Genomic DNA, 23,155 nt, shown 5'->3' with positions numbered 1-23,155 from the left:
TTATTGACTGAGGCGAGACGAAGAGAGGAAGCAGCCTATTCGGTGTGCGTTATTCCTTAATTTACAATCAGATAAGCGCTTACCGCATTTATCTTTACTGGGGTCTTGAGTTGGGTTGCCGAGCTCATCAGCAACCGGTGCACCTTTATAGCCGCACTCTTCAGAGCGATAGCCAAAATTACATACATCAGAAAGGATGACTCGAGCTGGAAAAGTGGCGCCATCTGTTTCCGTTGGGGCGGCAAGTTCCCATGTCGCTGTTTCCGCATTAAGGCTGGTTAGTTGCTCAATCACCCAGCGACTAACTTGCTCTTGCGTTGGATCTGCATTGTCATTACCACCAGCAAAATTCGCTGCATCGAGGAATTGTGCTGTTGTTTTACGGCGAATAACAATCCCCCCTAAACCTGAGTTTAGGCGACTAGCTATACCAAAAATTAGGCCGAACAAATTAGACAATGAAATAGTTGGGCGTGTCGATGGACCCTTGCCATTTAAATCAAACCCATCCCCCATGATTGGGTAAGGTTCATATTCTTGGCCTTGCCAAATAACCGGTCCTGATGATTCATTGGTACCGTTGTGGAATCGATACCGAATTCCACCTATATTTGTTAGGTCTATTTCATAGAGTATAATTTCTGCTTCTGCTTCAAGTTTTGTTGTCGCGATCAGCAATTCTGGTGGGATGTTTTGCATTTATTTTACCCATAAAAAAACCACCCGAAGGTGGCTGTTTTGAAAGATGTAACATTATGGTTTTACACCATATTTTTTTTGAAAATCATCCTCTTTCTTTTCACACACGGAAGCAACGAATTGCTTAGTCTCTGGTGAAAGAGATTTTTTCTCATAATCTTTCCAACAAAGTTTTATTACATCTCTGTCCTTACTTTTCTCTTTATCTTTTGGTGACTCATTAGTACTAGGTATCGCTAAATATAGTAATAGAAAGCCAACCGCAAAACCGATAATGTATTTATATGATTTCACTTTAGAACCCCAATAAAATTAGATTGCTAAACAGATCATATATTACCCTATTAAACCACCCGAGGATGGCTATCACCAATGAAATATTTATACCGGGTTATTCTATAAAAGCGTTTGCATTTGGCTTGTAGGACATGTGTATTTGATATCCTTTCAGTTTACTTTTACTCATGAAAACTGATGATAAATATTTACTGTCATCTGAATTTAACCACACCCTTACATCACCATTTAGTTCTTCGTCATCTTTACGAGCTTTATTAATTTCTCGGATCAGGTCATTTCTTTTGGCAATAATATTATCTATCTCAATATAAATTGGTTTTTGGCTGGCAAAGCAAATAGAGGCGTCACCGACAAACTTATTATTTGTGCCGAATTTAAAATTCTTAATTAGATTACACTTGTGCCCCCTATCATTCACATAGGTATCGTTAGATGGCTCAATTACAGATTTGATAAAATCAACATCACCTATTGATGTGATGTACTCCCCCTCTTCTACTATACCGCTCCACTTCATGCCTGCTGGATTAAATTTATATTGAACTAATCCTTTACCACTAACAGGTACCTCAATAAAGACTGAATCAACCATTCTAAGGGTTTCAATTAACTCCATGCCATCGACAAAGTGAGCTATAGAATGATCTTTGCTGAGCCTGATGTAATTATCCAGTACCTTTCCTTTATTAAATTTCACTGCGATTTTGCACAGCCTTACATTATCACAATCAAAATGCTCATTTAGAAGGTACATTCCTATGCCAGTAGATGTTTTATTATTATCACTAGCAACGATCATAGTTAAATCACCAGCGGAACTATTACTTATTGGCTTAATTACCATTGTGCCCAAATAAGAAGTCGTCCCTCGCATTTGGTCAGTGTCGCTCTGGTATTCCCATTCCGCCGAAGCTCCAAATACAGGCGAACAAAGCAGTAACCCCAACACTAGTTTTTTCATCAAAGCCCCTTTTTTGCCTCTTATCAATTGACCAATGATAGCCGAGATGACGCTTTAATTAAAACTTATGAACTGATCACAGAACCACTTCTTCAAATTCGGCACTTATTGTTTTGCGGATGTTGCCGCTGTCTGAAGACCATTTTCTACAAACGACAACAACCGCTGGCTGGCTTTTAGTCGGTTGAAATAAAAATGATTTTACCCCTCCATGGCGCTTTAAAAAATCTAACGCCTGATTAGCCTTTTCTGGCGTAAGAGATAGGTTCACATTGAATTTTTCAAGCTGTGAGTTTAGCCCATCAGGTTTACGTTGTTCATACCCATCACCAAAACTAACAGATCTCACTCGGGGGGAGGATTCTGTTCCCATCCCCGGTTTAATAGGCCAGTTAAATGTTTCCATTAACCCTCCATTATTCAGCCCTCAACAGAGGGCTTCATATTATGTTACGCTTGAAACGAACCACCATCACGGCGTTCTTTTATCATAACTTGCTTGGTTTTTTGCTCCACTAAATTCAAAATTTGTTTAACTGCATTCGGCCCAATTTCACCGTTGCTAGCATCATTTTGAATATTAATTTGGAAAGTTTGATTAACCTCACCGCCCGTTGGACCGCTTGCAGCTACAACCCCCAATTTCCCATCAATTCCTCGGCGTAAAGGTAATATCGCCTCTGGTCCTGCTTCACCCATTAATCCAGCGCCACGAGCAAACGGGAATAAAGTTGGCTTCGATACAATTTGTCCACTGTACGCACTAAGACCAGGAGAGTTGTATACACCCCCTTTTGCATTAGCGGTCACACCACCAAAGCCAAAGGCTTCCAATCCTTTAACAATACTCATTTTGATAGCAATTTCCGCTAGCATTTTCAAAATTGATTTAGTGAAGTCTTTAAAGTTGGCTTGTCCATCCACTAGCACGCTAGACAGTGTGGAGCTAAATCCATTTAATGTCGCTGATGTAACGCTTTGAATTTGCGCATTAGCATCTAAAGCGGCGTCACGATAGTCACCCCAGACTGTTTTCATGCCAGCCGCCCAATCTTGTTTAGCGGCATCTTCTTGGGCAAAGGTCGATAATTTTGCGCCTTCAACTTTTTCCCACTGTGGGGTATTGCCATAGGTTGAACGTAATTGCTCTATTTCGAGTGCCCGCTGAAGCTCTAAAGACGACTTGCCCAGCGAATCCGCAATGGCTTTTTGCCGTGCTTCTTGCTGTTTGACGTATTTATCAGCCTGATCTTGCAATTTATTAAGATGTTCTTGCTTGGAAATTTGGTCGCCCAAATCAGCTAATTTCATCTTATTTGCTAAAATACTTTCTTTATTTTTTAATAAAGATTGTTCATCAAGGGATAATTTACGAGTTTTGCTTGCCTCCTCTAAAACATCAAATTTGGCTTGTTCTAGCTGTAAATTTTTACGCTGCTGACTAATAAAGTCAGTGGTTGAGGAATGCTGTTCAAGTAGCTTTAACTGAGCTTGAAGAGATGTGACTTCAGCTTGTGCCGATTCATCGTTCCGCGTTCCCATATCAGGACGAAACGCCTTACCTTTCGGTTTTTTTGGAGTTTCTCTAGCTAACTCCTTCTTATATCTTATCTCCTCTCGCTTTATCGCTTCATCAATTACGTTTTTTGAACCTCCAGAATTCTTTATTTCATTAAGTCTTCTTTGATGCTTTTCCTCTGCTTTTTCGTAATCTCTTTTTAATTTTTGGTCTGCATTAAATGTTCTTTTCTTTCTCTCTTCTTCATTTCTATCAGCTTTTTCCCGCGCTGCTTTAATATCATTTTGGAATTTTGTTTCTTTTAACGCTGCCAGCCTTTGCTTTCTTTCATCCATTCCAAACGTATAAATTGAATTATCGAATCTCGTTATGTAATCTTCTAATCGGCTAATTTCATCTTCTACCGATAGATCTCTTCCGAGGTTACGCATTTTATCTATAGCATCTTTTGCAGCATCACCAACCCAGCTCCAAGCTGATTCTAGATACCCTAAGTTTTCAACAATTTGAGACGTCCTGTCTCTCATTGAATTAGCATAAGATTCCATCGCAATCTTAGCTGCATCAGATGTTCGCCCCTGCTCCTCAAGCGTAGTTATTTGCTCAAGTTGCGTTGCTGTTAAAAAGTGGAGAGACTTATCCAATTCCATAACAGCTTGAACCGGCTGATCTTTGAGTCGCTGAAATTGCTTGATAGTTTCATCGATAGATTGCCCTGTGGCCTTTTCCATTTTTGCCGCAACGCCAGCAACCATGTCTACCTGTGAGCCAGTGAACGACCCCGAACCAACGACTTGTGCCAGCGCATCAGCCATTTTGTACTGCGTGATACCGTCACCCGAAAGTGACCTTGCTAATTCATTAAGTTGGCCTTTGGTTTTAGCGGCATAGTTGCCCGTTAAAATAAGCTGTTTATTGTACTCGCTGAGCTCTTTAGACCCTTGATAAGCAGCAACACCAAATGCCGTTAATGCGCCGGCACCACCAAACATGGCCACTTTCCATGGTGTAATTAAAGATGTGATCGCTTTCAGTGAATTACCAAACCCACCAAACGAGTCTTTAATTTGCCCTCCCTGCTGAACGGCTACTAACCACGGTGGCATGCCGGAAGCCAAAGAAGTGACAATATCGGTCATTTGCATTGGCAACTGTCGCATTGCTTGGCGATACTGGCCAGAGCTAATCGTTACACCTTTTAACGCTACGTTTTGTTTTTCAAGTTTGCGAATGTAAACATCAGCTGAACTTGAAACTCCCAGCTGAGCTGCTTGAATACGTAACATTTCAGTGCGAGACAAGTTCTGTTGAGTCACTTGTTCTTTTAACTTGTTAATAAAACGCTGCTTGGCCTGCGTTTGCTCTTCTTCGGCTCTTGTGGTTGTTTTAATTATCCCACCGATTCGATTTTGAAGTGTCGCATACTCTTTACCAACCAGGAGCCCGTTTTGTAAGTCTCTGTTAAGACGCTGGCGTATTGCTTGGGCTTCTTCAAGTCCTTTATTGTACTTTTGCAATGCATCCATTTGCGCATCATACTGTGCAACAAGTCCAGTATTTGATTCGGGCCGCTTTCCTTTACGCATCTCTTCCTCAAAAATGCGCTTCACATCTATGTGATTTTTTTCAACGGCGCGTGCTTCTGCTTCAAGCTCTGAAATTTTTTGCTGATGCGCTGCTGCAGACGCGTCACTAAACTGCTTGAGTTGAGACTGCCGTTTTCTCTGCCTTTCACTTTCCTTTGCTGCGATATGGTCTAATGCATCTTGGCGCATTTTCGCAAATCGCTGGTCATCACGCTCCTGCTTGTTTAATTCACGCTCAACACGTCCGGCTTTCTCAAGGAATTCGGTTGTATTCGCGCCAATCTTAATCTCAAGATCCGCTATTTGGTTGCTCATATCGCACCCCTCCGACAATTCCCTCGCCGATTGTCTGCAGTGTTTCGTCTGACATTTCTGTATCACTCGCCTCTACATCGGTCAGTAACATAAAATCGGTTAACTCAGTATCACCACCAAACATGGTCTGAAATACGGTTTTCTGTAATGCAGCAAATTCGGTATCAATAAGCTGAGGCGTGAACGGTACTTTGCTGAAATGGTCGGTCCAATCGCTATACTCGGTTGCACTGATTTCATCTAGCATTCGTCGCCAGTCAGGTCGCCCAAATTCACGCGCCAGTCGCAAAGCAAACACACGTTCACGCGCGACTACTTTTCCAGTGATTCAGGCTCCTGCGCTTCTTGCCCTTCTTTTTCACTAGGGTCGCTGTCATTGTTCATGCCGCTTAGTTTAGAGGCGGTATCAAATGCGGCTTTTAAGGCTGAATCACCCCAGTTATCGAGTATTTCCTGATAGATGGTTTCAATGTCGCGATTTCTATCAGTGTTCCAAATCGAGCGAGAGACAATCCATGTAAGTTGCTCAACGCCATGTCGATTTACTTTAGCTCCCAGCGCGTGACCTTTGAGGTTTTCAAGTTCACTCTCTTGATGGACTAATAATTCAAAATACTCAGCACGCTGCAGGGCAGTTAATTCAGAAAGAATGATAACTTCTTCACCAATTTTGATTTCTTTTTTCTTTAAAAACATATCGATACCTTTTCGTTAATAATAAAAAAGGCCGCTTAGCGACCTATTTATCTGTAAAATCAATGCCCTCAATTTTGAGGAGACGTAATTAAATTTATTTGTCATGAGTTAGCAACTTACCGCCACCTACTAACCCTAGAGCCATTTGGCTAATGTCACCAATCAGCTTTTCAGCGCGATTTAATATAACCAAATCATCTTGCCTTTTACGTAATCGGCGGCCTGCATCGCTAGAATCTTCATCAGAAGCTTTTCTTGCCACTGCTAACATGTGCTGTAGTTGCTGGATGGTAAATCCAAATCCTGATTCAGCCTCCAACTCTGTCATGTGATCGAATACTTGTGCTTGAAGTTCGTAGCTATAACTCATAGCCATCAGACAAGCTTCACGCTTAGGGAATTTAAAGCACGGATATGACCGCCCTTTGCTATCAATGTAATCAGCTAAAAATTTAGCTGATTGACTTTCACCTAAAACTCTTGGAGCTTTTGCCATAAAGTTTTTATGTGAAAGCTTTTTATATTGCTTGCATGGGAAGTTTAAACCTTCCACCTCAGCCTTTGCTTTTCTATCAGCATTAATGTAGTCAACCATTTCTAAGCTGGTCATAGTTGGTTGTTCAGATATAGCATTATTGATGACTGTTAATTTAGCCATGATACTGTCCTTACTTAGTAATGAACCCTTGCCACATAGGAGATCAGCCCATCGAAGCAGTATCAGCTATAACTGATTTCCTCAAAGGCTCATTCCTAAATAACGGTTCGATGCTTTAGGTGTGTGTGCATGTGGTGCACAGGGTGAAATGCATATAAAAAAGCCACATTTCTGTGGCTATTTGATTGATTTAAATATTTATTACTCTTTTGGTTGAGTAACTGTTTTACCCGCTGGTTTTGGGGGGATTTCTTCTGCCATGGTTGGACGGCCTGTGTTCTTTATCTTTACCGTTCGGGTTATGGTTTCTTTGATCGGGACTTGTTTACCTAGGCCGCTAATCCAGCCTTTAAATAAATCCAGCGTGCCATTTGGGTACAGAATTTTGTAAAAGCGTGGCGCACCTTCATCAAACCATTTAACAAGGTCTTTTTGTCCTTCTTCACCCGGCAGCCAAGCAAGGGTAACACTGGTTTCACCTGATGATTTCTCACCCTGAGTGGTGTTTTCCCAGTCGCCATCAGGGTCATCAAGGTAGCTGTCATCTTCACTTGCCGCCGTGATTTCCCCCGGCTCTAGTGATTTGATTTTAGCTAATCGAGTAAAACCTGTATCAGTATGCGGATCCTTGGTAGGGTCATCTGTTCCGGTGTAAACCCAGAGTGTCGTGCCAGCCCCTTTCGTGGGCTCCAGTGGATTTGGTACTTTTGTCATCTTAAAATTCCTTACATTTCATATTCAATTTGGTAAGTAATATCAACCGATGCCCATAGCGCCATTTCATCATCACGATTATAATCAAACCCCTTTGGCGTCATATCGGTTAATACATCACCTAAATTTGTTATGTTTTTGATTGCTGGATACAGTTTTTCTTCTACCCATTTATCTAAATCAGAATCGGTTTTGGCCGCTTTTAAAAACAGCTCAATATGAAGAATGGCTGTCCATTGATTGCTATCAAGGTACTTTGGGTCTGGGCGAGGCTCAGTTAAATAAACAGCAACAACAGGCAGTTCATTTTCATCGAAGTTGACGGGTCGCCCGTCATAAGTTGATAATTTTGGAATGCTAGCTTTGAGGCCCTCAATCACTAGCTCGCGGATCTTGGTGTGCTTAATCACTACCCCCCCTTAAAATACAGCCGTAATTGGTTATTTAAGGCATCACGCATTTCTTTACTCATGTCCTCCTCACGGACTTTAACTGCATGCTCTTCAAAGGCTTCCGTTAGCGGTTTAGAAACGGGTATTTTAACAACATCAATCGGGTAACGACTTAAACTGAGTCGTTGCATGACGTGCCATTTACCATTTTTTAACTGTTGAATAAATGCGCCTTTAAAGGTGAATTTACCCACTTTTAAAACACTGCCATGTCGTCGCTCAATCCCTCGACTTCGGGATAATTGAACGCGCGCTGTACCAAGTACAATAGCGGGCAAATTCCCCCTGTTCACAGTGATCCGCGCTTTAGGGGTTCCATGCTTTGCACTGGCCTTTTTGAGCCTTACGCGCTTGCGGATGATCTTCTGTTGGATTTTGACTTCTTTAGAAACTTGCTTAACACTGCGACTTACTGCTCGAGCAGCAATACGATTTATCGCTTGAGCTGTTGCAACGGGAGTGACTTTCTCAACAATAATGTTAAGGTTTCGAATCGCTTCATCCTTCCCCTTCATCATCATCGTCCTCAACAAAAATCATCCATTTACCATTAAATCGTTGATAGCGAGTGACCAGATAAGAGCGCCCACCAGCAACCACTTTGTCGTTTTTTCTAGGTTGATAACCCGCTGAAAAAATGACATAAGAAAGCCCATCCCCTGTGACGGGGCCGAATTCAGGTAAAAAGTGCGAATCCACCCCGATGTGGTCTATACCGTTAATAGATATAGGCTTTCCCATTCGTTTGGTGGTGAGTGCGTCCAGTCGATCTGTTAACCTCTCAAACGCACTCATAAATTAACCACCTGCTGCCGCTGTCGCTGGGAAAATATTAAGTTTTACGGGTACTAATTCCGCGCCAGCTTCAGCCGCTTCCCATGTGATACCAACAGGAACGCCGCCTTTATCTGCAACAACCCCTTTATCACCTGTCACCGCTTGACCTGCCGTTAATGCAACGCCCGCCTTTTTCTTTAGTAAAAAGACACCTTCAGCAAATCCATCACCAGTTTCCCCTGGTTCAATATTTGTTGCAGCGATACAGGCTAATGCACCCACCATGACCAAATCGCCACTGATAATAGCGGTTGCACCTGTATTTTTAATTTCAACAGTTAATCCCTGTTGTTGATAATTCTTAGCCATAACTTCTCCTTCTGGCCCCGAGGAGCCAGATTTTAGGTATAAAAAAAGCCCGTTAGGGCGAGAGGTTTTGTATTCTTAGTTTTGCTTATGGAGCTTCAACGCGCACCAATCCGCGGTAATCAACAGGAGCAACACCAGCATCGATGCGGACTTTTGTAGTTACACCGTCAGAAGTGAAACCTTCTTGTTGGTCGATATACGGCGTATCAACACCATTTAGATAAGCAACTTCGATTGTGTCAGTGCCTTTCGCTGAAGTCATATACCAAGTGGTATCGCTGTTGATATCCAAACGGGGCTCTGTGATGATTTCAGCGATATTGCGGATAGGGTTAATAATATTAGCGTTCACATCTGCGCCTTTTACGCTACCTGAACCTACTACCTGAATGGCAGCGATTTCTAACGCGGTCGGCACAAGCATAAAGGCAGGGCGAATATTTAACGTGCGTTCACCTTCTTTTTGCTTACGCATAGCGGTTCTACCGTTACCAATAGTATCAACATCCATTCCCCCCTTAATCGTGTTGCCATGGTCAGCACTAAAGAGAGGTTTATTATCGGACCGCATTTTTTCATTTTTGGTTAAAATAAGGTAAACCAGATCCCCAATCGTCGCTTTTGCAGCACTCCCCAATTTCATTGGGATATCGGTTAGCATGGACATGTCGTCATTGATAATGGCTTGACGAGAAATGCTAAACAGCTCCCCGTAAGTCGCCAGTGCAATCGTCTCTTTTTTGTCACTGGTCGTTACGTATTTATATTCTGCCCCTTCACGGACGGTACGAAGTGAATTGAAGCCCCCCATCCCTACACGCGTTGCGGTTTTAAAGTCACTAAGTTGGCCTTTCTTGGTCCATAAATCAAAGGTTTCCTCTGCTTCATTCCACCCCTGTAAAATGGATTTATTGGCAACATCGAGGAGAATATTACCGAAGTCTGAGGTTGTATGCGTAAAGGCCATCGCAATCATTTGCATTGGATTGTAACTCGCAACGCCCACACCGCGATCCGCTAATGACATACGCGCCAATTCACGTAAAGTCATGCAGTTATATGGGTTATCGGCTTGAATTTCATCATATCCTGCACGCGCCATTAATGATGCGCGGACGCTATCCCCGACAAGATTACCGTTATTCGCATAAATATGAGCACCGTAATTATTTTTATTTGTTGGTGTCGCCTCTTTGGCTACCAAATCTAAAATTTTGTCTTTTGCTTGCTCGACGGTGCAGTTGATATCTGTCAGGCACTCAACCATGATGCTGTCATGCTTACCGCCGAACATCGCAAACAAATCTTTAATACCATTCATGCGCGTTTGCTCGGCTTGTCGTGCTTGCGCCTGAATGCTTGCCGTATCTGGCTGTTGTGTATTAGTTGGATTTTGTGATTGTGGTGCAGGCTCTGTCGCCGGTGCGTTTGATGTTATTGTGTTTCGTGGGTTAGCTAAGCTATTTTTCAAGGTGTTTTGTAATGATTTCGGCATGGATTTAAATTCCTCGATGCGTTTAGATGAAAGACTGGCCATGGCTTTAACCGGCTCAATCACAGTATTAGCAAAACCGTGCTCCACGCACTCTTCTGCCGTTAACCATGTCTCTTCGCCGAGCATGGCTTCAATTTCTTCTTTGGTTTTCCCAGTTTTTTCCATGTAGGCAGGAATTAAGACGTTTTCGACCTTATCGAGCAGATCAGCATAATCTCGCATATCATTGGCATCACCCCACGACACACCCCAAGGTTTATGGATCATCATCATGGCATTTTTTGGCATTTTGACTTCGTCACCCACCATGGCAATAACGGACGCCATGGAAGCCGCTAACCCATCGATATAAACCGTAATGTTGGCATTGTGGTTTTTGAGCTGGTTATAAATGGCGATACCCTCAAAAACCTCACCGCCGGGTGAATGAATATGGAGGTTGATATGGTTGATATTGCCAAGGGAAATTAAATCTTCGGTAAATCGCTTTGCACTTATCCCCCACATCCCAATTTCGTCATAAATATAAATATCGGCTGAAGTCTCACTGGTTGCTTTCATTTGAAACCAGCTTTTCTCCGGTGCCGACATTAGCGGTTTACTCATCTTCGTGCTGTTTTTTGGTAGCATGAGATGCGCGTTTCTCGTCTGCATTGTCGTTACCTTTGTCATTGGCGGGATCTGTGTCATAAACCAATCCAAGCCGTTTATTTTCATCAATTTCCGCTTTGCGGCGGCGTTTAACTTCCGCTGGGTTTCCACCTCTAGCACGAACCCAATCACTCTCTGTTGCCGCCCCTCCTCGAATTTGTGTTTTCCATGCCGCTGACTCTTTAAGTGGATCTATCCATGGCATAACAGGCCCGCTGTATGTCGCGTTGTACAGTGAGTTACGGTCAACATCAGCCTGAACCACAATGACGCCAGCAGCGATAGCCATCTGTAACCATTGTCGATAAACAGGCCGACTAATTGAGCCGCAGAAGGTATCTTGCAAGATGTAATACCCTTCAAATGACTCCACCAGTTCTTGTCTTTGTGCGCTGTATGTTCCGTTGTAGTCACGAGCAATACTGGAATAGCTACCCCGGCTACCTGCAGCAACAGCTCTTAACTGACCGTTCCGAAAGTTTTCAAGGTTTGGGTTTGGCCTATCCGATTTGATCATGCCAACTTCTTCACCGGGCAATAAGTCATCGTAGATTATGCCCGGCTCAATGATGATATTTCGGTCTTCTTTATCTTCATCGGCATCATAGAAACTGCCATCACCTTTTTTAATGTACATCCCTAATGAAGCTGCAATCCTTGCTGCTGTAAGCTCTGCGTCCTCATAGTCCTTCAAAGAGCTTAGGCGCATTAAGATACCTGAAAATAAACTGACACCACGCACCTGATGTAACCGCCGTACATATTTTATATGCAGCATGTTTTCAGCGAGGATGGATTTGAGATCTCCCATTTGCTGTCCTGCGGTTAACAGGTTTTTGTAAACAGAATAGGATTGTGGGCGACCCCAGTTATTTAATTGGATCCCCTGTCGGATATTTTCCCCTGTATCATCAAGATGAATAGGAACAAAGTCAGGTTCAAGTGCTTCCAACCAAAACGGAATCCCCGCTTGTTTATCCAACCCCTTTTGGTTTCCTTTGACTAATTGAGCAAAGACCTCCCCATCGCGTATCCATGTTCGAACCAAGAGACGCTCAAGCATTGGGCGCGTAAATTGCCCTGTCACTTCTGGACGAATTGACCATTCAGCCCAAGCAGATCTTATTTGTTTGGCTAGTTCTTCATGGATTTGCCCTGTTATTGATAGTGGCTGAGGTTCAACGATGATTCCCCTACTACCAACAACCCGCTCCTCCATTTTATCGAGGATACCAATCACAAGATCATGGTTGTTATCTAACCACCGCGCCTGCTCGCGCAATGATTTCCCCCCAGTTTGCGTTAATTGATTGGCATTACGGGGCTCTCGCCTTGCTTTATGTTGCCGTGATGGCATTGCGGCTTCATAGGCGAGGATTTGGTTTCGTGAGCGCAAGCGACTACTGGCCCATCCTGGTGAAATCACCGATATGGCTTTATCAAGAAAATTCATTGGAACCTCGCTAATTTATAGCCGGGTGACTTGCGTTTTGTAGCACTGCTTTGTGCATATCGCCTCTCCCAGTATTCTCGCCCCTTGCGGATCTCGCTGAGGTTTTCCATTGTCATGGACTGCCCATTAAATGTGACACTTTTCCCCTGCAGTATTTCCATTTCCGCTTTTAGATACGCGTCCCTCATTTCTTTAATTTCGTCTCGGGTCATACCCATCCCCCAGATGTTGAAGACACAGGAGTCCATGCCGAACTTGCGCTAGGCTTGGTTTCTTGCGTTTCTGTTTGAGTTTGAATTGGTGTTGATTTTGGAGGAGGTTGATTAGAAGTCAGAGGTGATAGTTTAACTTCACTGATATCCGGCAACTGAGCCCACTTAGGCGGGTTCTCCCATTTGATTTTTTCGTAACCGAGTAAAATAACTAACGCATGTGCATAGACCATCAAGTCAAAAGCTTCGTTAGCCCCTTTGCCCGGCTTTGACCATTTTCCGCTGCTGTCGCGCTCTTCATACGTTAATTCATCGTAAAACGAATCATCGAGCCAGTCAGGGAAATGGACATAGTTATTACCCACAGTCTCCCGCCCTAAATGTGCGGAAATACGGTCTTTTAATTCATTTGTTTGCAACAAATAAATAGGCACATCACCACGCGCTCTTGCACGGCGGTCTGAACGTTCCGTATTATCAGGGTAGGATTTGGTAATCAGCTTGCTTTTGGCTTTACCATCTCCTTTAAACAGATAGACACGGCGCGCTAGGCCGTCTTTTTTGCATTTACGCCAAAATTGATAAGCGTTATCCGTTACCCCTTCCTCACCACCGGTATCTATCGCCATAGCGTGGACTCCCATTTCTAAATCTTCACGATCTTGAAGTGGGTAGGTTTTATCAAGTACATCAGGAATTAATATATTCCAATCTTCCGCATAAGAAGATGGGTCTATTTTTCTAGCCTCACCATCTTCGCTATAACGTAAAGAGCGAGTGATGTCGAAACGGTCTATTATCCAACGTTCACCTCTAGCGCCATAGCCTGTGACTTGAACAACAAATCGACGTTTTTTACCACCCTGCACGTCAACGGTAGCCACAAGAAAACGAACACCATCGGGTACCGTTCCATAATCCCAATACTCAGCACGAGCCTTGAGATCATCGCCGCTTCGCTGTTCTTGGCTGATTTTCGGTAAATACGGTTGCCCCCAGTCAGTGTTAATGACTGACTTTAACGTTTCCTCGCTGCCTGTTCGCTCGTATTCCTGCTCCGCATTAAGTAAGTTATAAACTAACTTTTCCCATGTTTGATAAGCCGCAGCAGGACCTTCCATCCAAAATGAAGCAATGCGTGACTCTCTTGGCTCACCTGTTATAACGCCATTTTGGTCAATCGACTGCCCCTCTCTAAGCCAAACGCCTTTATTGTTTAGCTCTCTTTTCTGTTCTGGTTCGATAATTCCCATGCAGTGTGGACACTGTAATCGTGCTGCCTTGCTACCTACTGTTGGGTCATCGCCCTCACTAAAGCCCACCATGTTTTCACGGTTTGGTAAGAAATATTCTGAACAATGCGGACATGGCCAATACCAGCGGCGGCGATCACCCCGATTATAAAGTGACAAAATCCCCGTTGTAGGTGGTGCCTCATGAGGTGTATTTCGTCGCCATTTACTGTCTGTTATTTCTCGACCAGGAGAGCTTTCAACAAGTGTTTTACCTGCGGACATAAATGTCGTTGTACGCTTTGCGGCTAGTGTGTAGGCATCACCCTCTCCGTCTATATCTTCAGGAAACCGGTCATAATCCGTTAATGCAACAAACCGATAGTCCGAAGAGGACATAATATTGACGGATGGCCAGCCAATTTTTAAATAATTCCCCGCCCTGAATGTTTTGTCATGAACGTTATTATCATTGCGGTGAGGGCTTAGTCTTTTAGCCACCTCTCGACTTGAACGAAAGGCTCTATCCAATCGTTTTTTAGAGTGTTCCCTCGCCTTTTCTTCCGTCATTTGGATGAGAAGAAAGTCTGCAGGGTCACAAACAATGACATAGACGATCCAGCCATCAATCAGCCCCAATGATTTTCCTGTTCGAGCTGGACCAACAAATATCACTGAGTCATAGCGACGATCTGCAAGGCAATTCATGGGTTCAATAATATAAGGTGTTAATGAATCATCCCACGGTATTGAAGAGCCTTCCCCCATTGGAACGCGCATATATTTTTTTACAGCCTGAGCAATTGGCATTCTACGGGGAGCTTTTAATAATGATGCGACATCCTTTCTTACCGTTGATGCTGAGGCATAATTTACTGTCATTCGTCAAAATCCTCCGCATCCATCACGCGAGAAGCGAGAATATCCCGTAATTCATCAACAATGATTTGCACCTCAGTGAGCTGCTCTGCGTTCCATCCCTTATCTCGCTCTAATTTATCGGGCCATGTATCTAAAACTTGGGTTATTGCTTTAACTAATACCGCCATTTCCAAATGCACATCGGCAACAGGAACCAATTGTTTAAGTGTGGTTTCTAGTTTTATCCGTTCGTTTTCAGACTGGAACCAATCTTTCCTATCTTTGGGTGGCATTAATGATGGATCTTGCAGACTGTTCGTATTGGCATCAGGGTCAGCGCCGAAAAGTATCGGGCCAATATCTCGTAAAGCGTAAACGGGATTTCCCCGAACCATATTTGCTATCGGGGTGTTTGCATCGAGCAATCGCTTTTTAACTGTTCCGCGATTCAAGCCGAATGCTTCAGCAATCTTAGCCACGCTCCAGTTGTAGGCGTCCCCCAGATTGCTGATGTTGGACATTGACACCTCACTCTGTCAGGTGAAAACTGATATTTTTATTTATTATCAGATAGATATAACACATTGAGGTGACAACTCATTTTCAAAACTGTCACCTCAATATCAATATTTACAAATTAAATCAAAAGGTTAGCCCACCTGCTGCTGACAGCATGAAAAATTGAAAATGAGCCGTTTTCCGCGTGGTCGCCGCCTCGTGGTAAGGGTCCCCCCTCAGGAGTACCTTTTGAATTATACGTAAAATTAATCAATCTAATGAGTTTAAGGTTTCTTTGGTGGTGAGAGTGGCTTGAAATTGCTAGACCGCTTGGGTTGATATCCTTTAACATTTATATCCCCATTATTTAGTTGCTTGTCCAGTTGTTCTCTGAATTGGTTGGGGTTCTTAAAGCCTTCGCTGCCCATGGCTTCCTCCATTTGCTATTTCATTCGTGGTAATTTTTCACCGGCGATGTAATGCTCACTTTGTTTAGTGTTGCGCTCTAAGTTAATTTGTATTCTTATAGCTTCTTCAAATGTGGCATCGCGCCAGCTAGTTGTGGTCTTTGTATCTTTATCTTGCATGGATAAAGGGAATCGTGGGCGCTTTACATTAATCTCAACCTGCAATACTGGCAGTCCTGTAATACTCTGACGTCTAAATTTAAGTCGCCCAGTCAGGCCTATTTCGTGGTTTCTATACATTGGTAGTGGCATAATAAACCCTCCTTTCAACCTGCATCATTCATAATGACCACCCTGATTTAATTGAACAAATCTCCTTCATCATTCGCTCTATTTTGGCTCCCATGCCAGATATAGTCTGCTCAATGTTTGTAATTCTTTCAGTATCGCTGGCGGGTGCCTCACCATCTAAAGCGTAGGCATTCTTAAATAGCGGGTATTCATCGGAAAGCTAATCAGCTTTGCTACACTGAGTACAAATGTGTTTAAATCTCGGCGGGTCAGTTAGTTGAATGGTATTGCACCCTTTATCTCTAACCATTGCACCTTGCTTACAATCATCACATTGATATTCTATAATAGTTGTTATCAACCTCACTGCTCTTGGCTCAAGCTTCATGTAATTACCTCAAGAGAATATATCCCGAAACAAAATGATATCTTCATGGCGTATATATTTAATTTCACTATAATTACCCTCTCACTATAAATATTATTTAGGTAATTTTTATGTATAAAATAACTTACGATTTAAAGACTAATGATGGTTCAAATACGTATGAGTTCTTTGTAAATAACATCGACGTTAATGATGTTAAAGCGCAGAACGAATTAGCCCTTAAGGATTCACTTAAATATTTCAAATCAGGAATGTCAGCAATTCGTATTATTGATATTGAATTAGTTAAGTAAATACAAAGGCGAGTTACGACTCGCCATTATTATTATTGATATGAGTCACTTATTATTTATTACTTCTATCTTCTTCAATATCTCCAATGCTCATTAATTGCCCATTGGCCTTATCTAACGCTGATAACAAAGGTTCAATCCATAGCACCGCTTGGCAATAAGTTAATGTGTTGGTGGTAGTGGTACTAACACTGGCTCGGTTAGTGTTTTGGGGATCGGCGTACATTGACCGTAATTCGTAGGTATACTTGAGCAACCCATCAGCAATAGGCTGAGGCACAGGCAAATCACAAGTAAGCTCTTTTTTGAGTATTTCTCGATATTCAATGACTTTCTCCTGTGATTTGGCTTCAGTCTGAATGCCATGGCGATAAGCTGTAGTAGCCATTTGATTAAACCGATTGAATTGAAGCGATTGTGTAGCAATGATTTTGCTTTTCTTAAAATTGTCATCTTTCAGCAGTGAATTATTTTCATATTCAGTAACAGCCCAGAAGCCTAGCCCGACAACCATAAGAAATAACCAGAATGAATTATCGATTTTCATAAATTCACCTGCTTGCCTCGGTAGTGATCTAGGGCTTTTTGGCAACGCTTTTCTAAGCTTACCTTGTCAACACCACAGGTATCGTCTCTGAGTACATATACGCCAGTTGCCAAGTAGATGGGGAATCCGATAAAGAATAAAAGTAAGCCGAGTCGAACTTTCCAAGGCATACTGCATTTTCTATCTCTCTGCGTGTTATTAGGCCTTTCCACTCTTTACCCCCTGCATAAGTCCAGCGTTTTAATTCATTGCAAGCACCAGCGATATCACCTGCATTCAGTTTCTTTAGCATCGTAGAACGCGCAAAAGCACCTGTGCCCACGTTGTAAGCAAAGGAGTAAATAGCGGCTCGGGTGTTATCGTCAATATCGACTTTGATTAGAGTGTCTACACCCTTTCTGACTATGCTGAGGTCTTTTTCAAGCAAAGCTAAACATTCTGATTCTGTATAGGTTTTTGTGGGGATAATGTCAGCGCCCGTATGCCCAAAACAAACTGTAGTGACATTCACAACATCTTTATAAGGTTTAGTTTCCATGCCTTCAAAATAAGCAATCATGCTTACAGTCAATGCAATTAAGCCACCAGCGGCAGCTTTTTTGATTTTATTTGGTATCTTTGGCATGAGCCGCCTCTTTGCGCTTATCTTCTTTTCGTTTGAAATATAAATTTGTTAAAAATGTAGCTACACCTAAAAGTAGGCTTCCCAACACCCCAATCGCTGCCCACTGCTCAGATGAGAAACCATCTAATAATTGTTTTAGCCAATAGAATGTTGAACCCGTAGAGGCAGCATAGGAGGCGCCAGTTGTTAATTTGTCCATACGCATATACCACCCCCTACGGAGTGCCCGAAATTAGTTAATAGAAAACCACCAGCAATAAAAGCCAGTGGAGGTTAATGAATTCAGTTGATATTTAGACAATAAAAACCATCAATGTGGCTAACGAGTAAGTATTAGCTATAGAAGTTAATACTTTGCTTAGATAAAAAATAATGAATATGAGAAGCTAGTCATGATCATCACTTTCTTAAATAGGTGTTTTCATGAAAAATGAACAAGGCATTGAAAAAAATAACGCTCATATATCAAATGAGCTAGCAGTTGAAGTTTATAGAATTGGATATGAATCAGGCTTGCAAGTGGTAAAAATGTTATTTTTATCTAACGGCGGTGCTGTTATAGCCTTACTTGCGCTTTTCGGTAATGTTTGGAATAAAAGCATCCCGAGTGAAATACTTATGATTTTTGCCGACTCCATGTTGTATTTTTGCGTAGGTCTAACATTGGCAATAGTAACAACTGCATTTGCTTACATTAACAATATATTGCAAGGCTTTATTTCAAACATAAAAATATCAGTGACATTGCTCATATGTATGTGTTTGTTCGGACTTTCTTCAGCTGTATTCCTTATCCTTGGCATATTCAAATCGTACTCTGCAATGTCCATATATTTTAGCTAACCGTCACAAATAACTTGGCTTTCATAACATTACTTATAACGTGAAGTGTGGTTATAATGTGAGCGTTATCAATCTTTGTATTCGGCAAAAGGTGAGTTAATGATATTTCTAAATACTGAAAATGGACCGATTAAACTAGATAAATGGGACGATATCATTTCGAAACCATCATTTATGAGTAAAATTCCCAAAGGAGAGCATCAACTAGAAAAAATCATAGGATATTATGAGGTTAAAGAAAAAGTACATTGTTCCCTATCCACCTGCAATCAACCTCACAATAAAGGATATATTGTTGTCACAACTGAAAATATCGAGACCATTATTGGTAACAGTTGTGGCAAAAATATATTTGGGGTTGAATTTGAAGGGCTAGCCTCTGACTTTGATAAGTTCAGGGAGCATGAAGAACGGAAATCAATTATATCCCAAGGCAAGCTTAACCTGCCAACTTGGCGAGAATCCCTCGAAGCTCTTAAATTTAAAGGCCGTGATATTTTATGGTCAACAATGAATATAGAGCGTTTATGTAATTCTCAGTATGTTGGAAGAACCGCCGCCAATGAATTCAGAAATATTGCTAAGAACCAAAATCCAGATATTGCCTATGACACTACAAACATAGATAAAAAACTGAAGTCATTACTTTTTGAGTTCAATAAAAAGTTTAGAGAAAGCGGAGAGGCTTTTGATTCGGTTTCTGTGGGGAAAATGCAATATATTCATGTCCTATTGCCAGAAAATAACCTAAAAAATCGATACACTTCTATTTATGAAGATCTTAAGTTGCTAGATGCCATTGAAATTAATGAGGCTGCTAGCCCTTTACTTTTAGAAGTATCAATACGAACTAGTACCATTAAGACTAGAATAGATGAACTATCTCAGTTATTTAAGGATTCAAAGCAATTCCTACAAAGAAAAAATCTTAATTTAATTAATGAAAAGCTTAAGAAAATGGAAAATGTCAGCTCAGAAGACAGAGATTCTTACTTATCTTTCCTTAATTCAATTTAATAAAAAAGCCCCGCTATTGCGAGGCTTTAAATTCGTTTACTGCCTTGCGTGTACAGCTTCGCGCAGCATATACAAAAACTATAACTTTATCGGCAGATTAGTCAAGCTTTATTCGCCGTAATGATACTTACGGTCGAATTCATCACACATCGGACGATATAGCATAAACTCAGCAACACTAATCCACGCCTTAACCCTATCCTGATATGTACGCAAACAATAACGGCCATCTTGCTCACAAAGCTCCTGCGCGATTTTATACTTGGATTTTTTATAAACATAATGCTCTTTTAGGATATTCAATAAACCAGCATCAGCTTTCATAACCTCACAAATGACCTTGTCCATTTTGCCGCCTTCAGCATCCGAACAGAACCACATACTACTGAGTGCCTTTTTATCCTTAAATTCTTCCAAGAACATTAATAACGTTTCTTTAGATAGCCCTGATGTGCGCATTCTCTTCATTGCATCTTTTAAGGCTTTTTTGGTAATTGTTGGCTCTTCTAATAACTGGTTAAACATACCCGCTGCATCTGGTACCTTACTGAATGCCGCCCATCTTCCCCACATTTTTAAACGCCCACGGATCCACACGCTTTCCAGTGTACGTAATTTTAAATGCTCTTCGCCTTTACCTGTCGTTAATGGATAAATCACTTAATACCTCTTTAGTAGGCCGCACCCTACGTTAACCGAAAACACCCAGTGCCGCTGAACGGTCTAGGAATCGAATTAAAAAAATTAATTGGCTACCATGCTCCCTTTCCCATCCGTTTGGATCCTTATGCAATTCGCTGTGGTGAATGCGACATAATGGAATAGTGAACAAGTCATGGGCTTTAGTGCCAATACCGCCCTGACCATGACCGATTAGGTGATGTGCATCGTCCGATGTAGCACCGCATACGCAACATGGCTGTGATTTAACCCACTGCAGATATTTATCATTAGTCCAGCGCTGTAATTTAGGTTTCTTCATAAAACTTGCTGGTGGTTCAGGATCTACAGAAAGTCTTAGCACTGGCTTTAACATCTCAATCTCATTCAGCGCGTCGCTGAGGTAGCGGTCAGAAAGGGAAATAAGGCCTGACGGTTTATGTTTCAGTTCATCAGGCAAAGTCATGAGCAACATTCTTCCATTGAATGTATTTAAATGTGCACCTGGTCTAAATATCACCGCGCTAAGTTCAGGGATTAATATTGGGGTTAATATCCATTGATGACTCATGATATTTTCTCCACTTCTGCATTGAGAGGCCTTATCTCAATTTCAAATCGACCACCTTTAACTACCTCACACCAAGTGATATCAACATGCTTAACTTGCTCATCGTCTTTCCAAATATTGGCATGGGTGATGGCGTCAAATGGTGCTTTTAGATAGTTATCAATATCCCTTCTGTGATAAGTGGGTGGGAACATCTTCACAATGACGGATACATTTTCAGTAATTACCCTAGGCCTTGGTCTTAATTGGGTATAAATAGCAGCTATTGCACTAGCCCGGAACGCACGCCCTTTTGCGCTGATTAACGTTTTACCGTTGATGTTCCGCCAGCAAGCATTAACACTTGGTGGAAAAGGCAGGACTAGACTTAAATATCCAGACATATTTGACCTCCACCACGGATAACAGATAAATGATTACCTTTAGCTGAATTGAACTTGGCATAGTGAGCTTGGCGATAAATTTTAACCTGCCCAATGTCATCAAATATATAATGGCGACCAAAGCCTACTTCCTGACTTTCGCAAATAGGACAATAATCAATTGATTCACAACCACCAGAGCGACCCTTGCGCCAGTGAAGATTTCCATGAAAAGTGGAACAACTTGCACACATAGGAGCATCGCAAGTGTAAGCCGATGAGAATCGGGATAATACGCCACTATCATTTCGCTCACCGATGTAGCAAATAACGCCATCACAAAGCAAATCAGCATTGCCACCACAGAACATGCATTTATTGCTAGCCATTTGTTACCACCTTATTCCAAATTGCTATTGCTGATGGCTTATCATTTACTGCAGGGCCTTTCGCCCCACAGCTATGACAATAAACATAAAACCAAGTACGGTATTCAAGAGTCTGAATGTGGAGATCTTCACTACCGCATTTGCATTGGTGAATTTCTGGCATTTTGTTTTTCACGCCCTAACCTCCACCAAAAGTCTATCTAATTTCTTAAGCGTCTCGCTCCCCATGTCCCCGATATAGGCTTTTTCAACAACCCTGATCCCACACTCAAAATCATTTCCATTAAAAGTCTCTTCTGATTTAACTTCAGCTACAGAGACTATTGGCTTACTGACTGGCTTTACTGCCCCGCTCTTTTTTAGCTTTGTTTCCCATACTGCTTTTAACTTTGTAATTGCGTGAGGATCAATGCTGTATTGCTTTGACCTCTGCTTAGTTTTCCCAGCAGCGAAATTACCGACATATTTTATGCAGCCAATTTTTTCTAACATTTCAAAAGTTCGGTGCGCAGCAGATGGTGAATAACTAGCAATATCTTTTAGGATCGGGGCATTTATTGTCTCAAACTCGCGTCCAATCCTAATAACTTCAATTCCTTGCGTGTATTGGTATTCAGTTATCATTTTATGCAGCCACCCTCTTCGCTAACCACTGTGCTTGCTCTATAAATGCCTTACCGCGCTGTTCTAATTCTTCACGGCTAATGTAATCAAATGCTTTTCCATTCCATGTTTTATCGAAAACAACAATTGCCCCGGCAAAGAATGCACCGGTTGGTTTTTGTTTTTCATCAGCGGGGATAAACCACTTCGGAACGTCAAAACCAATACGCCCACGGATAAAACAGATGTGATCTGCATTTTCTGGCCACCACACCTCACTCGTTGCTGCTTTCAATAAAAAGACATATCGACCACCAAGTTCCCGCATCGCTGAAGCATGGGACATAATGTGACGAACACCTGTTATTGCTTGCTTTCCATGATATGAGCTACGTGAGTACGGAGGATTACCAAAGGCAACACCGCCAATTTCTTTTAACTTCGCTGACCAATCTTGAGTGAGAGCGTTATCTTCCGCGGTATAGAAATGAGGTGCCTTACTATTTTCACCGTCAGTGAATAGGTCTAGGGTAAATGGTCCATAGATTGAATTAATGCCACATACAAGGTTTTCGGGTGATTGCCACTGATCCTTAATCTCTTTAAGTTCGTGAGTTGGCTGCAACTTCAGAGTATTGAGCTTTTTAACGTAATCGCTTTGCGGTGCTATTTGAGCCATGCTTTCCGCTTTAATGTTAGGGCACACTGATC

The 23,155-nt window shown here is 42.0% G+C and carries 29 protein-coding genes and 2 pseudogenes; 2 read left to right on the top strand and 29 right to left on the bottom strand.

Going from position 1 to position 23,155, the window contains the following annotated elements:
- From CYG50_RS07555 to CYG50_RS07450, 22 genes and pseudogenes are all read right to left on the bottom strand, one after another.
- A complete protein-coding gene (locus CYG50_RS07555; protein ID WP_096863839.1) occupies positions 1-699 on the bottom strand; it encodes a phage minor tail protein L in 699 nt (232 codons plus the stop codon).
- A 54-nt stretch (positions 700-753) separates the two neighbouring features.
- Positions 754-993 (bottom strand): hypothetical protein, encoded by a 240-nt coding sequence (locus CYG50_RS07550; protein ID WP_096863838.1) that lies wholly within the window; start codon positions 991-993, stop codon positions 754-756.
- Positions 994-1,090: 97 nt separating this feature from the next.
- Positions 1,091-1,960, bottom strand: coding sequence for a hypothetical protein (locus CYG50_RS07545; protein ID WP_102140751.1), 870 nt, complete (start codon positions 1,958-1,960; stop codon positions 1,091-1,093).
- Between the two features lie 76 nt (positions 1,961-2,036).
- Positions 2,037-2,366, bottom strand: coding sequence for a phage tail protein (locus CYG50_RS07540; protein WP_168222833.1), 330 nt, complete (start codon positions 2,364-2,366; stop codon positions 2,037-2,039).
- A gap of 44 nt (positions 2,367-2,410) precedes the next feature.
- Positions 2,411-5,380, bottom strand: coding sequence for a phage tail tape measure protein (locus CYG50_RS07535; RefSeq protein ID WP_116068734.1), 2,970 nt, complete (start codon positions 5,378-5,380; stop codon positions 2,411-2,413).
- Complete coding sequence (locus tag CYG50_RS07530) at positions 5,355-5,678, bottom strand: phage tail assembly protein T (protein WP_227528954.1); 324 nt, start codon at positions 5,676-5,678, stop codon at positions 5,355-5,357. Before CYG50_RS07530 ends, CYG50_RS07535 begins: the two co-directional genes overlap by 26 nt.
- 14 nt (positions 5,679-5,692) lie before the next feature.
- Entirely contained in the window at positions 5,693-6,076 is a 384-nt protein-coding gene (locus CYG50_RS07525) for a phage minor tail protein domain-containing protein (RefSeq protein ID WP_116068664.1), read from the bottom strand.
- 94 nt (positions 6,077-6,170) lie between these two features.
- On the bottom strand, positions 6,171-6,734 hold the full coding sequence (locus CYG50_RS07520; protein ID WP_202981453.1) for a Rha family transcriptional regulator: 564 nt from the start codon (positions 6,732-6,734) through the stop codon (positions 6,171-6,173).
- A 222-nt stretch (positions 6,735-6,956) separates the two neighbouring features.
- Positions 6,957-7,448 (bottom strand): annotated as a pseudogene (locus tag CYG50_RS07515) (phage tail tube protein); the annotation flags it as partial.
- Between the two features lie 11 nt (positions 7,449-7,459).
- Positions 7,460-7,858 (bottom strand): phage tail terminator protein, encoded by a 399-nt coding sequence (gpU, locus tag CYG50_RS07510; protein WP_116068737.1) that lies wholly within the window; start codon positions 7,856-7,858, stop codon positions 7,460-7,462.
- A complete protein-coding gene (locus tag CYG50_RS07505; RefSeq protein ID WP_202981458.1) occupies positions 7,858-8,421 on the bottom strand; it encodes a phage tail protein in 564 nt (187 codons plus the stop codon). The genes gpU and CYG50_RS07505 overlap by 1 nt, the downstream gene beginning before the upstream one ends.
- The gene (locus CYG50_RS07500; protein WP_102140801.1) at positions 8,399-8,695 is read right to left on the bottom strand and encodes an ATP-binding protein; all 297 of its coding nucleotides are present in this window, start codon (positions 8,693-8,695) and stop codon (positions 8,399-8,401) included. Before CYG50_RS07500 ends, CYG50_RS07505 begins: the two co-directional genes overlap by 23 nt.
- Before the next feature lie 3 nt (positions 8,696-8,698).
- Positions 8,699-9,046 carry a DUF2190 family protein gene (locus CYG50_RS07495; protein WP_102140800.1) on the bottom strand — a complete coding sequence of 116 codons (348 nt, stop codon included), beginning with the start codon at positions 9,044-9,046 and terminating at the stop codon, positions 8,699-8,701.
- An 85-nt stretch (positions 9,047-9,131) separates the two neighbouring features.
- On the bottom strand, positions 9,132-11,195 hold the full coding sequence (locus tag CYG50_RS07490; RefSeq protein WP_375373110.1) for a ClpP-like prohead protease/major capsid protein fusion protein: 2,064 nt from the start codon (positions 11,193-11,195) through the stop codon (positions 9,132-9,134).
- On the bottom strand, positions 11,140-12,645 hold the full coding sequence (locus CYG50_RS07485) for a phage portal protein (RefSeq protein WP_116068741.1): 1,506 nt from the start codon (positions 12,643-12,645) through the stop codon (positions 11,140-11,142). The genes CYG50_RS07490 and CYG50_RS07485 overlap by 56 nt, the downstream gene beginning before the upstream one ends.
- Complete coding sequence (locus CYG50_RS07480; protein WP_102140841.1) at positions 12,642-12,857, bottom strand: DUF6148 family protein; 216 nt, start codon at positions 12,855-12,857, stop codon at positions 12,642-12,644. Before CYG50_RS07480 ends, CYG50_RS07485 begins: the two co-directional genes overlap by 4 nt.
- Positions 12,854-14,971: a phage terminase large subunit family protein gene (locus tag CYG50_RS07475; protein WP_116068743.1), complete on the bottom strand. Its 2,118-nt coding sequence runs from the start codon at positions 14,969-14,971 to the stop codon at positions 12,854-12,856. The genes CYG50_RS07480 and CYG50_RS07475 overlap by 4 nt, the downstream gene beginning before the upstream one ends.
- On the bottom strand, positions 14,968-15,471 hold the full coding sequence (locus tag CYG50_RS07470) for a DUF1441 family protein (protein ID WP_102140851.1): 504 nt from the start codon (positions 15,469-15,471) through the stop codon (positions 14,968-14,970). Before CYG50_RS07470 ends, CYG50_RS07475 begins: the two co-directional genes overlap by 4 nt.
- Before the next feature lie 420 nt (positions 15,472-15,891).
- Complete coding sequence (locus tag CYG50_RS07465; protein ID WP_202981452.1) at positions 15,892-16,167, bottom strand: hypothetical protein; 276 nt, start codon at positions 16,165-16,167, stop codon at positions 15,892-15,894.
- Between the two features lie 712 nt (positions 16,168-16,879).
- A complete protein-coding gene (locus CYG50_RS07460; protein ID WP_102140703.1) occupies positions 16,880-17,374 on the bottom strand; it encodes a hypothetical protein in 495 nt (164 codons plus the stop codon).
- A 58-nt stretch (positions 17,375-17,432) separates the two neighbouring features.
- On the bottom strand, positions 17,433-17,999 hold the full coding sequence (locus tag CYG50_RS07455; protein ID WP_102140702.1) for a lysozyme: 567 nt from the start codon (positions 17,997-17,999) through the stop codon (positions 17,433-17,435).
- A complete protein-coding gene (locus CYG50_RS07450; RefSeq protein ID WP_004911666.1) occupies positions 17,980-18,204 on the bottom strand; it encodes a class II holin family protein in 225 nt (74 codons plus the stop codon). Before CYG50_RS07450 ends, CYG50_RS07455 begins: the two co-directional genes overlap by 20 nt.
- Positions 18,205-18,422: 218 nt before the next feature.
- On the opposite strand from CYG50_RS07450, the gene CYG50_RS07445 reads away from it, so the two are divergent.
- Together CYG50_RS07445 and CYG50_RS07440 are read left to right on the top strand one after the other, a co-directional pair.
- Positions 18,423-18,842, top strand: a complete 420-nt coding sequence (locus CYG50_RS07445) for a hypothetical protein (protein WP_102140701.1) — start codon at positions 18,423-18,425, stop codon at positions 18,840-18,842.
- Between the two features lie 99 nt (positions 18,843-18,941).
- Positions 18,942-19,859 carry a hypothetical protein gene (locus CYG50_RS07440; protein WP_102140700.1) on the top strand — a complete coding sequence of 306 codons (918 nt, stop codon included), beginning with the start codon at positions 18,942-18,944 and terminating at the stop codon, positions 19,857-19,859.
- 108 nt (positions 19,860-19,967) lie between these two features.
- Here the strand turns inward: CYG50_RS07440 and CYG50_RS07435 are convergent, their stop codons facing one another.
- The 7 genes and pseudogenes from CYG50_RS07435 to CYG50_RS07405 all read right to left on the bottom strand — a co-directional run bounded on the left by CYG50_RS07435 (position 19,968) and on the right by CYG50_RS07405 (position 23,123).
- On the bottom strand, positions 19,968-20,519 hold the full coding sequence (locus CYG50_RS07435; protein ID WP_102140699.1) for a DUF1133 family protein: 552 nt from the start codon (positions 20,517-20,519) through the stop codon (positions 19,968-19,970).
- A gap of 31 nt (positions 20,520-20,550) precedes the next feature.
- A pseudogene (locus CYG50_RS23695) lies at positions 20,551-20,898 on the bottom strand (DUF968 domain-containing protein); the annotation flags it as partial.
- Between the two features lie 188 nt (positions 20,899-21,086).
- Positions 21,087-21,473: a RusA family crossover junction endodeoxyribonuclease gene (locus CYG50_RS07425; protein WP_102140697.1), complete on the bottom strand. Its 387-nt coding sequence runs from the start codon at positions 21,471-21,473 to the stop codon at positions 21,087-21,089.
- Entirely contained in the window at positions 21,458-21,841 is a 384-nt protein-coding gene (locus CYG50_RS07420; protein ID WP_102140696.1) for a hypothetical protein, read from the bottom strand. Before CYG50_RS07420 ends, CYG50_RS07425 begins: the two co-directional genes overlap by 16 nt.
- On the bottom strand, positions 21,834-22,016 hold the full coding sequence (locus tag CYG50_RS23455) for a Lar family restriction alleviation protein (protein WP_102140695.1): 183 nt from the start codon (positions 22,014-22,016) through the stop codon (positions 21,834-21,836). The genes CYG50_RS07420 and CYG50_RS23455 overlap by 8 nt, the downstream gene beginning before the upstream one ends.
- Entirely contained in the window at positions 22,013-22,465 is a 453-nt protein-coding gene (locus CYG50_RS07410) for a hypothetical protein (protein ID WP_102140694.1), read from the bottom strand. Before CYG50_RS07410 ends, CYG50_RS23455 begins: the two co-directional genes overlap by 4 nt.
- A gap of 1 nt (position 22,466) precedes the next feature.
- The gene (locus CYG50_RS07405; RefSeq protein ID WP_102140706.1) at positions 22,467-23,123 is read right to left on the bottom strand and encodes a phage N-6-adenine-methyltransferase; all 657 of its coding nucleotides are present in this window, start codon (positions 23,121-23,123) and stop codon (positions 22,467-22,469) included.
- Between the last annotated feature and the right edge of the window lie 32 nt (positions 23,124-23,155).

Source organism: Providencia huaxiensis (genome assembly GCF_002843235.3).
Classification (GTDB): domain Bacteria; phylum Pseudomonadota; class Gammaproteobacteria; order Enterobacterales; family Enterobacteriaceae; genus Providencia; species Providencia huaxiensis.
The sequence above is the reverse complement of the archived record's forward strand: the minus strand, read 5'-3'. Positions and strand labels throughout refer to the sequence as shown.

Coding starts and splice junctions, on each gene's coding strand:
- CYG50_RS07480 (WP_102140841.1), bottom strand. CDS start 12,857: ATGACCCGAGACGAAATTAAAGAAATGAGGGACGCGTATCTAAAAGCG.
- CYG50_RS07440 (WP_102140700.1), top strand. CDS start 18,942: ATGATATTTCTAAATACTGAAAATGGACCGATTAAACTAGATAAATGG.
- CYG50_RS07545 (WP_102140751.1), bottom strand. CDS start 1,960: ATGAAAAAACTAGTGTTGGGGTTACTGCTTTGTTCGCCTGTATTTGGA.
- CYG50_RS07490 (WP_375373110.1), bottom strand. CDS start 11,195: ATGCAGACGAGAAACGCGCATCTCATGCTACCAAAAAACAGCACGAAG.
- CYG50_RS07520 (WP_202981453.1), bottom strand. CDS start 6,734: ATGGCTAAATTAACAGTCATCAATAATGCTATATCTGAACAACCAACT.
- CYG50_RS07475 (WP_116068743.1), bottom strand. CDS start 14,971: ATGACAGTAAATTATGCCTCAGCATCAACGGTAAGAAAGGATGTCGCA.
- CYG50_RS07485 (WP_116068741.1), bottom strand. CDS start 12,645: ATGAATTTTCTTGATAAAGCCATATCGGTGATTTCACCAGGATGGGCC.
- CYG50_RS07445 (WP_102140701.1), top strand. CDS start 18,423: ATGAAAAATGAACAAGGCATTGAAAAAAATAACGCTCATATATCAAAT.
- CYG50_RS07555 (WP_096863839.1), bottom strand. CDS start 699: ATGCAAAACATCCCACCAGAATTGCTGATCGCGACAACAAAACTTGAA.
- CYG50_RS07525 (WP_116068664.1), bottom strand. CDS start 6,076: ATGTTTTTAAAGAAAAAAGAAATCAAAATTGGTGAAGAAGTTATCATT.
- CYG50_RS07410 (WP_102140694.1), bottom strand. CDS start 22,465: ATGATAACTGAATACCAATACACGCAAGGAATTGAAGTTATTAGGATT.
- CYG50_RS07505 (WP_202981458.1), bottom strand. CDS start 8,421: ATGATGATGAAGGGGAAGGATGAAGCGATTCGAAACCTTAACATTATT.
- CYG50_RS07455 (WP_102140702.1), bottom strand. CDS start 17,999: ATGCCAAAGATACCAAATAAAATCAAAAAAGCTGCCGCTGGTGGCTTA.
- CYG50_RS07405 (WP_102140706.1), bottom strand. CDS start 23,123: ATGGCTCAAATAGCACCGCAAAGCGATTACGTTAAAAAGCTCAATACT.
- CYG50_RS07420 (WP_102140696.1), bottom strand. CDS start 21,841: ATGGCTAGCAATAAATGCATGTTCTGTGGTGGCAATGCTGATTTGCTT.
- CYG50_RS07500 (WP_102140801.1), bottom strand. CDS start 8,695: ATGAGTGCGTTTGAGAGGTTAACAGATCGACTGGACGCACTCACCACC.
- CYG50_RS07465 (WP_202981452.1), bottom strand. CDS start 16,167: ATGCCACTACCAATGTATAGAAACCACGAAATAGGCCTGACTGGGCGA.
- CYG50_RS07425 (WP_102140697.1), bottom strand. CDS start 21,473: ATGTCTGGATATTTAAGTCTAGTCCTGCCTTTTCCACCAAGTGTTAAT.
- CYG50_RS07540 (WP_168222833.1), bottom strand. CDS start 2,366: ATGGAAACATTTAACTGGCCTATTAAACCGGGGATGGGAACAGAATCC.
- CYG50_RS07495 (WP_102140800.1), bottom strand. CDS start 9,046: ATGGCTAAGAATTATCAACAACAGGGATTAACTGTTGAAATTAAAAAT.
- CYG50_RS07460 (WP_102140703.1), bottom strand. CDS start 17,374: ATGAAAATCGATAATTCATTCTGGTTATTTCTTATGGTTGTCGGGCTA.
- CYG50_RS07470 (WP_102140851.1), bottom strand. CDS start 15,471: ATGTCCAACATCAGCAATCTGGGGGACGCCTACAACTGGAGCGTGGCT.
- CYG50_RS07450 (WP_004911666.1), bottom strand. CDS start 18,204: ATGCGTATGGACAAATTAACAACTGGCGCCTCCTATGCTGCCTCTACG.
- CYG50_RS07535 (WP_116068734.1), bottom strand. CDS start 5,380: ATGAGCAACCAAATAGCGGATCTTGAGATTAAGATTGGCGCGAATACA.